3 protein-coding genes are annotated in these 11,418 nt (G+C 53.6%); all 3 read right to left on the bottom strand.

Annotated elements, in window-relative coordinates:
• Positions 1–9 precede the first annotated feature (9 nt).
• The 3 genes from AB1I49_RS00715 to AB1I49_RS00705 all read right to left on the bottom strand — a co-directional run bounded on the left by AB1I49_RS00715 (position 10) and on the right by AB1I49_RS00705 (position 11,233).
• Positions 10–1,404 (bottom strand): MBOAT family O-acyltransferase, encoded by a 1,395-nt coding sequence (locus tag AB1I49_RS00715; RefSeq protein WP_316610580.1) that lies wholly within the window; start codon positions 1,402–1,404, stop codon positions 10–12.
• 286 nt (positions 1,405–1,690) lie between these two features.
• Complete coding sequence (locus AB1I49_RS00710; protein WP_407721145.1) at positions 1,691–3,091, bottom strand: SpaH/EbpB family LPXTG-anchored major pilin; 1,401 nt, start codon at positions 3,089–3,091, stop codon at positions 1,691–1,693.
• Positions 3,092–3,112: 21 nt separating this feature from the next.
• On the bottom strand, positions 3,113–11,233 hold the full coding sequence (locus tag AB1I49_RS00705; RefSeq protein WP_407721144.1) for a DUF5979 domain-containing protein: 8,121 nt from the start codon (positions 11,231–11,233) through the stop codon (positions 3,113–3,115).
• Between the last annotated feature and the right edge of the window lie 185 nt (positions 11,234–11,418).

Genomic DNA, 11,418 nt, shown 5'->3' with positions numbered 1-11,418 from the left:
GTTCACCCTTTAGAATCTGAAGTACAGGAAGGGATTGTAGCTCTGCTGAACGAGGCTCGCCGTGCTGACGAAGAGTACTACGGCGCAGAAAACGGTCTCGGCTATCCAGACGTACTTTCTTTGGCTGACCTTTGAGTAGAGGTGCGCGCCGAGAGGTGTGCTCGCCAGACCTGCGACGACGAGAACCGGCAGGTAGCTGAGCGTCAGGTTGAGCGCTGTCTCGCTGAACACTCCGTTGCCGAAGTTGAAGAGGTCGCCGAGGAAAGCAAAGAGCTGATTCACGTCGGTGAAGTAGAACAGTCCCCAGCCGATCATGACGATAAAGAGGGTGTAGACGTGGCGGAGTACCGCGGGGAGCTTGTCGAGGAACCTGCTGAGGACGAACTTCTCGAGAATCAGGAGAAGGCCGTAGTAGAGTCCCCAGAAAATGAAGTTGTAGGAGGCTCCGTGCCAGAGTCCCGTCAACCCCCAGACGATAAGAAGGTTGATGATCTGACGGCGAACGCCCTTGCGGTTGCCGCCGAGCGGAATGTAAACGTACTCCTTGAACCATGTTGACAATGAGATGTGCCAGCGGCGCCAGAAGTCGGTTATCGAGGTGGAGATGTAGGGGTAGTTGAAGTTCTTGAGAAACTCAAAGCCGAACATATTGCCCAGACCGCACGCCATGTCGGAATAGCCCGAGAAGTCGAAGTAGATCTGGAAGGTGTAGGCTAAAATTCCCACCCATGTGCCGAGCACTCCGTTCTCCTCCGTATTCGAGAACATCGCCGAGGTCAGCGCGCCCATCTGGTTTGCGATGAGAACCTTCTTGCCCAGTCCGACGCAGAAGAGCTTTACGCCCTTGGTGAAGCGGTCGAGGGTCTCGCGGCGGTGCTCAAGCTGGTAGGCGACGTCGCGGTAGCGGACGATGGGACCCGCGATAAGCTGCGGAAACAGCGCGACGTAGGTTCCGAAGTTGATGAAGCTGCGCGATACGGGCGCGTCGTTGCGGTAGACGTCGATCACGTAGCTCATGGTCTGGAAGGTGTAGAAGCTGATGCCTATAGGCAGGCTTATCTGCACCGTCGGGATATTGAGGAAGGGCAGCAGATTTACCGTGTCGACGATCAGACCCGTGTACTTGAACACGGCGAGAATGCCGATGTCTAGCGCGCAGGTGAGTATCAGGAATAGCTTCTTTTTCTTCCGGTCGGAGCGGAACTTGTCCACGAGGTAGCCGCCGAGGTAGTTGAAGAAGATGTTGAACACCATCAGGAACACCAGCATCGGCTCGCCCCAGCCGTAGAACAGAAGGTTGATGAAGAACAAGAAGATGTTTCTCGCCTTCCGTGGAACGGCGTAGTAGATAACGAGGGTCACCGCGAGATAGGCGAAAAGAAACACGAGGCTTGAGAATACCAAGCAATCATCTCCTTAGGTTGATTTCGCATATGGTCATACATGGTAATTGTACCCTAAACTGTGTCTTTAGTCAAGAAAATTTTTGAGAGCGGAGAGTTTTCTCAAAGACAGGCGCAGCAGGAGAAAAAGAAAACACCTGACCCGCCGTTGATGAAGCGTCAAGGTCAGATGAACATTTAAAAAGGCGGAGGAAGCGCCCACCGGCGCCGGAGAAGAAAGACCGGCGCGTTGCCGCGCCGGCCTGAGAGATTCAGCTGTATTCAGCCGAAAAGAGGGTTTTTAGTGATTACTTGCTTCTCTTCTTGAGAACAACTACGAGGAGTGCGCCCGCGAGGAGAATGAGGCTGCCGCCGATGATCATGAACATCATTGTGCCTGTGCCGCCGGTGATGGGAAGTACGGACTTGGTATCCTCTACTTCGATCTTGTTGGTGGTGCCCTGAGCAACGTCGAGGTTCATAACGAGCTTGCCGCCCTCTTCAGAGATTACGGGAACGAGCTTGACCTCATACTGGAAGGTGTTGAGGTTGTAGCCCTCGGGAGCCTTGGTCTCCTGTACATAGTAGGTGCCCTTGTTGAGGCCTACGAAGGAGAGGTTGCCGTCCTTGTCGGTCTCGCCCTTCTTTACAACTGTGGTCTTGTCATCTGCGAAGAGGGTGAACTCGGCAGGATTGTTCTTGAGGGGTTCCTTGGTCTCGGCGTCGATCTTGAGAACGTCGATCTGGAGGGTGAATACGTATACGGTGTCGCCGGGAATGAAGTGTACCTCGGTGTCAGCCTTGTGTACATACTCGAGGTCGTCGTGGTTCTCGTTGCCGATCTTGCCGACCTTGGCGGACTCGTTGAGAACGCCCTTGAAGTCAACTACTACGTCGGTGTAGCTGTAGAACTCGTCGCCGTCGAGAACGCTCTTGGCGAGGTCTACGCGGAAGGAGGTTGTGCCGTCGTTAGCGGGAACAATGGTGAACTCGGTATCAGCGAGGATTCTGTCGTTAGCGCCGCTCTTTACGAGCTTGACCTTAGCGGAACCCTCGGTGTAGGTGATGCCCTTCTCCATTGTATCAACGATAGCGTACTTGTCGAGCTTGTCGGTGGTGGAGCCTGCTACGGTAGCGGTGAGGCGGAAATCAACGGTGTCGCCGATAGCAACTACGGTGTTGTCGGTGAGCTTCTCGCCTTCAACGATGTACTTGTGAACCTCGGGCTCTACGTTGATCTTGGAAGCGAGGTCAACTACCTCGTCATAGGTCTTCCATGCGCCGTCCTCGTAGTAGGGAACGGGGATCATGCGGCTCTTTACGGTCTTTACGGTTGAGGGCTTCTCGGTGCATCTTACATAGTATACGCCGGCAGCTACGTCAACGTTCTTTACGCCTGTGTCTGTGGTATTGTAGGTGAATACGGGAACATAGTCGGTCTTGTCCCACTCGATAGCGTCAGCCGCCGCGAGAGCCGCTGCTGTGTCGCCCTTCTTGAGAGCGGCAACAACGGTGGGATATTCAGTGCTGTCATATGTACCCTTCTGGGTGTCGATGTCTGCGACCTTGATGATCTCGAATGCGAAGCCTTCCTTGGAGCTTGTAACCTTGAGCTCATAGGAAGTTGCGGATACTACCGCGAGAGGGATCATTGCAACGAGCATGAGAGCTGCGAGAGCAATGGCGATAACTCGTTTAGTGGTTTTCATCATTAATTCTCCTTTTCTAAATTACTTTACGCTGTGTGCGGATTTTTTACCTGACTTCTTTGAGAAGAAGAATACGTAGCCTGCGAGCAGTGCTGACGCAAACGCGAGAAGGATTGAGCCGACAAGCTTGAAGGTGAACATGCCTTCGCCGCCCGAGGTGGGTGAGGTGATCTTGCCGTTCATGTAGGTGAACTCTACGTCGTATACGCCCTCGGTGGGAACGCGGAAGAAGGTGAGCTCACTGTTGAGGTTGTGGTTGTCACCGGGATCGGTCTCGGCGAAGCAGTACCACTGATACTCGGGATTGCTCAGAGTCCGGCTTGCGTCCTTGTAGAGGTCGAGGTCATTGAAGGTCACCTTGCCGCCGCTGGTGGTCTTGGCGTCAACAACGGAGCCGTTTGCGAGAACTTCTTCTCTGCTCAGACCGTCGGAGGTTACCTTGAAGAGGGTGAACTCGATGCCGTCTACGGGGTTGCCTTCCTGATCCTTCTTGATGATTGTCGCGCTGCCTGTGCGGACGGGGTTGTTGAAGGTTGTGCCGTCGGGATAAGCCGCTGTCGCCGAAAGCTGAATATCGCTTGCGGTCTCGGTCTTCTTGACGGTAACAACTGCCTTTACGGTGTTGGAAGCATAGGTGATATCTGTGTTATTGCCCTTTGTTTCCTTGATCTCGTAGTTTAATACCGCCTTGCCGTCGGTGAAGTCGCCGTCGCGGAGGTATACGGTGTTGCCTGTGTCAGCCTCATTGCCCTTGGTGTACTTGTAGGTGATGGTGCTGAATACGATGTTGCCGTTCTCGTTGTTCTTCTTCGTCTCGTCGAGGCCCTTGCCCTTCGCGGTGAAGGAGAAGTCGTTTGCGGACAGCTTGTAGCCGGAAACGGTCTTGAGTGCGCTGAGAGTGATGCTTGTCTGACCGGGCTGCGGACGCCGGTTGACAAACTCAACCTCTGCAGACGGTATCTCGCCTGTCTCGTCAATGATGGTCACGGTCTTGACGGGCTCTGTGCACTCAAAGCCCTTAGCGTCGGTCTCCTCGAAGGTGAGTACGGTGTCTACGGGATAGTAGCCTGTAACAAACCTTGAGGTCTCGTCCTTGCTTACGTTAATGATGATGTCGTCTTTTACAACCTTGCCGTCAACCTTAAGGCTGAACTTGAAGTCGACGTCGGGCTTGAAGCCGGTGCCGTCGATGTCCTTTACAACCTTGTAGAGGATCGCTCTGCCGAGCTTCTGGTTTGTGAAGGTGGGAACCGTTGTCTTGTCAACAGACGCGCTCAGTGTGATTGCATTGAGTGTTTCTGTCTTCTTGACATTTACGGTCACGTTGTATGTGTTGTTGTCGAAGGTGATGTCGGGTCTGTCGGCAGGAATTTCCTTAACCGCGAAGGTGTACGCGACTGTGTCGGAGCTCGCGAACGCGGACTTGTCAACGAGAATGGTATTCTTCTCCGCCGCGTCGTCTGCGCTCTTCTTGATGCGGAAGTTGATCTTGTCGAAGAGTACGTCGCCCTTTACGTCGTTCTGAGCCTGCATTGTGATGCCGTTGCCGTTCAGCTCGAAGAGGAACGCCTGCTGATAGTCGGCGATGTCAGCGCCCTTGATTACCTTCTTAGCGGGAACCTGAACGTCTGTCGGGTTGAGGGTCTCGCGGGTGTTGGTGATGGTTACCGTGGGTGCGGGTGTTTCCTTGGAAACGGTCACGGTCGCCTTGTCGATAGAAGCGGTCATGCCCTTGGCGTCGGTCTCCTCAACCGTTACGGTAGTGCCGTAGGGCAGCTTGTCGTACTTGACGCTCTGCGCGGCGCTTACTGTGGTTTCCTTGACGTCTGTGGTGCCGTCGGGTGTGGTGATGGTGACCTTGATCGGGAACGCTTCGGTCTTGTATGCCTCGAGATTTGCGCCGTCGAAGTCCTTGACGAGCTTCTTGATCTCTACGGAGCCTACAGGATAGCCGTTCTCGAAGGAAACGGTACCGGGAACAGATGTGTCGCCGTTCTTGGACTTGGTGATCACGGGAGCAGAGATATCAAGACCGCTCTCGCCCTGCTTGACTGTGTAAACTACGGAATATGTAGCTGTATCGTAGATGATGCTGCCGTCGTTGCCTTCGATCGCGCTGTTCTCGACGACCTTGAACGCAACGTCGGTGCCCTGACCGTACGCGTACTCGGGCGGGAATACGATTGCTGCGAATTCGCCGCTTGTAACGAGCTTGCCGTCCTGATACTTGTCAAGGGTAACGGTGGAGGTGTAATCCTTGAGTACGGGGTTGTTAGCCTCGGCTGTCATGGTGAAGCTGAACTTGTTGCCCTTAGCCTCGAGATCAACGCCTGCGTTGAGAGCGTCCTGAGTAAAGGTCTTGTTCACGCCGAGAGTTACCTGACCGGGAGCCTGAAGGGTGTTGATGACCTTGGCTGTGCTTGCGGTCTCGCCTACGGTAACGATCTGCGGATCGTAGGTCACGGAGTAGTTCGGGTACTTAGCCGACTGCTCTGTTACCTTGACCTGAGAGCCCATGGGCAGTCCGGAGAGGGTGTATACTCTGCCGTCGTAGAGGTCGAGGGTTGCGGTCGCCTCTGTTTTGCCGCCCTCGTAGGTGTAGATGTAAGGAATAGCAGCGAACTCCGAAAGGGTGCCGTCAGCCTTCATGAGAGCGATCTCAACGTCAGCCTTGAACGGCTTAGCCTTCTCGGCGTCGGCAGCGTTCCTTACTTCCTTGGTGATCTTAATGTCGCCTAAGCAGTTATTTACGAAGGTGTCGCTTTCAGCATTGTCTTTGCCCTTTGCGTATGTGCCGGAGACAAATTCGAGAGTGGTCTGAGCCGCGGTCACGGTTCTCTTGATCTTGACGGTGTAGGTGATCTCGTCGCCGTCGTAGAAGATGTTAGCCTTCTTGCCGTCTGCTTCCTTCGCCTTGTAGGTGAGGGTAGCGATATCGTCTGTGAACTTGCTGTCGTCGAGGTAAACTGTCTTGTTTGCAGGATCCTTTGCGGTCTTGCTGTACTCGACGTTTACTGTGCCGAAGTCAACAACGCCCTGAGCGGTGTTCTTGACCTTGTCGCCCTTGAGTCCGTCGCCCTCGAGCATCTCGAACTCGAACGCGTCAGCCTCGAGCGTGCCGTAGTTGAACTGCTTCTTGAACTGTACGGGGAAGCTCGTGGTGCCGGGCGCCTGGCGCTTGTTGGTAACTGTGATTGTTACGGGGTTCTCGGCTGTGCTTGTGCCGTCTACGGTAATCTGCTTCGAAGCCGGGTCGTAGGACGGGGTCATGCCCTTGGAATCAGCCTCGTTGACCGCTACGCCCGTGTTGTAGGGCAGGTCGTTGATGGTCGCTGTGAAGCCGTTAGCCTTGTTGAGCGATACGGAAGCCGGGAACTGTGTTGTGTCGCCTGTGTAGTCGGCGGGATAGGTGTAGGTAATGTCGATCTTGAAGGTTTCGTTCGTGTCGTAGGGTTTGCCGTCGGAATCGAGAACCTTCTTGATGATCCTTGCGGGAGCCTTCTTCCAGCTGTTGGTGAAGGTCGGAGGTGTGTTGGTCGCGTTGCCGTAATCAACGGCCGCGGCGTATGTATACAGACCCTCAACATTGCTCCGGGGAGTTCTGGTTACGGTAACGGTTGCCTTGTACTCTGTGCCGTCGTAGGTGAGGAACGCGTTGTTGCCTGCTGTCTCTGCGATGGTGTACTCAGCGGTGTACTTGTCATCCGTGAACTGGTCGGGCTTGATAACGATGGTGTTATTGCCTGTAGCCTTGTCGTCGGAACGAACCTCGAAGGTGATTGTGTCGAACTTGACATTGCCCTGAGCGTCGTTTGACTTGGTCTGGTCAACGCCTGTTCCCTTGAGGGTGAACGCGAAGTCCTCGCCCTTGAGAGCAAAGCCTTCTGCGACCTTCTTGGCAGTGATGTCAACGGGAAGCTCAACCTTCTGGTTATATACCATAGCCTGAGCGGTACCCAGTGACGCATCTGCTGAGCCGTCGCCGCTGCCGTCGGAGTTGTAGTCGTTGCTGCCGCCTGCTGTGGCGTTGGTTGCCTCAGTCGCGATCATTTCCTGACTGTCGGCGTAGTATACGAGGTATCCCTTGGAATCGGTCTCTGTGACCTTGACCTTGGTGCCTACGGGAAGCTCGGTGATTACGTATGTGCCCTTGTTGGTGATGGTGATTTCGCCTTTTTCGTTGTCAACGGTTTCGCCGTTGAGTTTGAACGGCTTTACGCTGAATGCAGTTTCCTGCGGATACTTGATCTTTACCTGTGCGGTGAACTCTGTGTTATCGCTGTCGACCGTCTTAGCATCCTTGTCAATAACTGCCTTGGCGAAAGTCACCTCGCCTACCTTGTACTTGTTGGTGAAGGTGGGTGCAGTGAGTACGTTGCCCTGACCGTCGGTGTACTTGGTTTCGGTGATCTTGAGCTTGTCGCCGTCGTTCGCCGCTGTGATGGAAACGTTGATCACGGACTTGTCGTATTCAACGTTCGGAACTCTGCCGGTTGCCTCGGCAATCGTGAAGGTGCGGGTTCCTGCGTGATCAAACTTGATGGGTGTGAAGTCTACTGTCGCCGATTTGGCTGTTACGGTCTCGGAGTAGGGTTCTGCGCCCGCGGTGTTCTCGGTGATCGTGAACTCAAACTTTGCGTTTTCGATGTTCACGCCTGCCTTAGCCGCAACGTCAGCGTTCTCGAGAACCTTTGTTACGCTTACGGGAGCCTCGCCGGGAGCCTGACGCTTGTTGGTAACTACAACATTGAACGCCTGACCCTTTTCGGTGATCTTAACGGATTCGGGTGATACCGACGGAGAATACTCAGCGCCGGGATTCGATTCAGATACGGTAACGGTGGTGCCTACGGGCAGTCCGTCGAACGAAGCGGTCTCGCCGTGCTTGAGCGAGATCGACTGTGAAGAACCGAGCTGATATGTCTTGCTGCCGCCGTTAACGGTGTAGTAGAAGGGAACGCCGTTGGGATAAGTATTGCCGTTGAAGCTGAAGCTTACGTTGATGGTGAAGGCGGTATTCTTATCCTGATCGTCAAGCTCGCCTGAATCTCTGGTAACCGTCTTTGTGATGCTTACGCTGCCTACGTTGTAGGGGTTCACAAAGTCCGTGGTGTAGACGGGATTCGGAACAGAACCCTCCTGATCGGCAGGAACTGTAGACAGGGTGTTCTTAGCCTTGTTGTAGTAAATGGTGATCTTGACCTCCTGATCGGCGGGCTGGTCGATAGCCTGCTTCTGAGCGTCGGTAAGATTCTCATGTACGGTAAAGGTGAATTCCTTGCTGCCGCCGTTCTTGAATTCGGCGGGATCGATATAGAAGATACCCTGAGCTTCCTTGCCCTTGTCAGCCTCGTTAACAGTGAAGGTAAGCTCCTTGAAGTCAGCGGAGCCTGTATCCTTGGCGGTATCGGTGATCGTCTTGGTGTCAACAAGAGTACTTCCGCTCAGGAGCTGGAACTCATAGCCGTCGCCGAGGGTGGCTGTGCTCTTGTCCTCGAAGGTCTTTGTAAAGATAGTCTTGTTTACAGTAACCTTGTCTGTGGTGGGCTCGGGGAGCTTGCGGATATTTGTGATAGCCGAGCTGTTTGTGCCGTCCTTTGTAACGGTGAAGCTCTCGGGCTTGACTTCCTTCCGGTCGAAGTTCGTGCTGTTTGAGATATCCTCGCTGACTGTGACGGTGGTGCCGATGGGTACGTTCGGGATAGTGACGGTATCGCCGTCCTTGATCGTGAGCTTGCCCTTGTCGGCTGTGCCCGGAACTGTGCCCTTGGTGTACTCGAAGTCGTAGAGACCGTCTGTGGTCGAGCCGCCGAAGTTGAGAGCTACGGTGATCGGGAACTCTTCGTCCTGACCCTTGTCGCCCGCGACAAGACGCTGCTTGAGGAAGTCAACGGTCTCCTTGCTGATTGTTACGTCAGCGACCTCGGGAGTGTTGACAAAGTCAGCCTGCAGCTCCGCGAACTCGTAGGGATCGCCCGAGGCTGTGCCTGTGTTGGACAGGAAGCCCTTGCCGGTCGCTACGGTTTCTACGGAAGAATCCTTGTGGGCTTTGTCGAGCTGCTCGCCCGTGGTGTTGTTCTTGAATACATAGTCTGTCGTATATTTGAGAACGCTCTCGCCTCTGGTCTGGGTAACGAGCATTTCGTCGTTGATCTTGAAGAAGTTCGCGATCGAGAAAAGCTGACCGCTGCCGAGGTCGATAGAATCCTTGCCGGACTTGTTGTAGTTAGTGCCGCCGATGTTGTAGTTCAGACCGTTCTCCCAGTGAGTTGTGCCGTTCTGGTTGGGTGTGAAGGTGAACTTGCTCAGAGCAGTAACGTCGTCAACAAGACCTGCATTTACCTTGGTGGTGTCGATCTTCTCGGTTACGATGAAGTTGTTGCCGAGAGGAGTCATTGTAAAGGACATATCGCAGTTGCTCTCGATCATGCCGCGCTCCATGTAGAATACGTCCATGGTGTAGGTGTGGCTGTAATCGAAATCAAACTTCTTTGTGGTCTTGCCCTTTGTGTATACGTCCTCCGCAACCGCTTCGAGTGTATCGAAGTAAACGTGACCCTTGCTCACCTTGTGGTTGCCGCCTAAATCAAGCACAAGCTGAGACTGCTTGGTGGTGTTGTCGGTGATGAACATCCAGAGGTCATCGTCGCCCGCGAAGTCGAAGGAGATGCGGGTGTAGTTGCCGCTGCTGTCCTTTTCCTCGGACTTACCTGCCGGAATGACGGTCTTGCCGTCGGAAGCGAGATGCTCGCCGGGTACGCGGAAGGGTACGGTGAGGTGTACGCCGAAGCCGTGGTCGAGCTTCTCTGTGTTGTAGGTATACTCGCTGATACCTGCGCCGGACTCTGCTGTCGGCCATCCCTCAAGGGTGTGCTTTGCACCGGTGTTGCCGCCCTTAACGGTTGCGCAGCCCCATTTGAGGAGGTCGTAAGAACCGTCTTCGGTCTGGTTAGAGCCGTCGCTGCTGCCGTTGTTAACGACAAATCCGGTATTTTTTAATCCGTCCGGAATCTTTATCCTGTATACCTTATTATCTCCACTGTCCTCGTCTCTGACCCATTCCATTTTCTTTCCGGGCCACGCGACTCTGTTGTCGTTCCAGTATACATAGGGATCTCTGCCCATTCCTAGATTCCAGCCAACCTCGCTGTTTCTTACGGAAATATAGAGATAGCCATTAGTCTGACCATTTTTTTCCTCGCCTACTCCGTTGAACGGATAGATGCCGTAGCCGGAAGCTTCGTTGTACATAAAGTAACGCTTTCCGTCCTTAACGGCGTGAGCGGAGCCGTAGTTGTAGTTTACGTCGGTGGGAGTGTTGCCGCTCCAGTTGAAGTAAACGTTATCAGACGGTTTCGTGTTATTGCTGGTAGATGATCTGAAGATGTACTTTGTGTAGTCTGTGTGGGTGTCCTCTCTGAACGGGAAGGAACTCTGAAACTCCTTGACGTACGTATCATTCGCCTGGAAGTACGGAGCTGTGGTGCCGCCCGCTACGGTGAGGTTGCCGTCCTTGAGAGTGCTGTCAACCAGACCCTGATAGCTCTGGTGCTCTCTGTCAAGACCTACAGTCGTTCCGGACTCGTCAGTTTTGCAGTCATGATCCGTAAAGCCCTTTCGGGAGTTGTTCGGAGCATGGTTCCAGTTTGTGAGTCCATCCTTCGCGTTCATATAGCCGCCGTTGTGGCTGCTTGTCGCGTAAGGGCCGTCGTTTCCGTTGTAGAAGTTGCCGAAGTACAGCGGTGTGCTCCAGCCTGAGTTCGCGGCGATACCGCTGATGTACTTGTTGAACTTCTTGAACGGATACCAGTCGTCCTCCGAGCCGCTGTGGCCTGTACCTGACTGAGTAATGCTCGTGCGCCAGGTGCCGTTGACCTCGCTGTCGGTGAGGTAGTCGTAATACTTGGCGCTTGCCCAGAATACGTTCTCGGTCTTGCCGTCATAGGTGACTGTCTTGTTCTCATTGTTATCCTGTTTAACATTGATAACGGAAGCAGCACCGACGGAATCACCGTCCTCAGCAGCGGACGCAACAACTGTGCTTACAAGTGGCAATGTACCCGTGCCGAGTATTGCCAGTGACAGAAGTGAGGCTGTTATCTTGCGTTTAAGATTCAAGCCTGTGTGTTTGCTGTGTTGCAAATAAATTCCTCCTTCTTATAAAATGCCGGCGAAAAAACATACAAGATTGTATAATTATTCGCCTTACTCCTTCGTATTGTCAAAAAATTAACAAATTCAGGCGCAATTTGGTAACTTTTCGATATATACTCAATCATAATTATAATCGAAAGCAACATTTTATAATTCTATATTAGAATTATCAG

Source organism: Ruminococcus sp. NATIVEDY160 (assembly GCF_045819885.1).
Taxonomy (GTDB): Bacteria; Bacillota; Clostridia; order Oscillospirales; family Acutalibacteraceae; genus Ruminococcoides.
This window is presented reverse-complemented; position numbering and strand designations above follow the sequence as displayed.

What these genes read in the sequence shown, in the direction of transcription:
- AB1I49_RS00710 (WP_407721145.1), bottom strand. Translation starts at nt 3,091, where the DNA reads ATGAAAACCACTAAACGAGTTATCGCCATTGCTCTCGCAGCTCTCATG.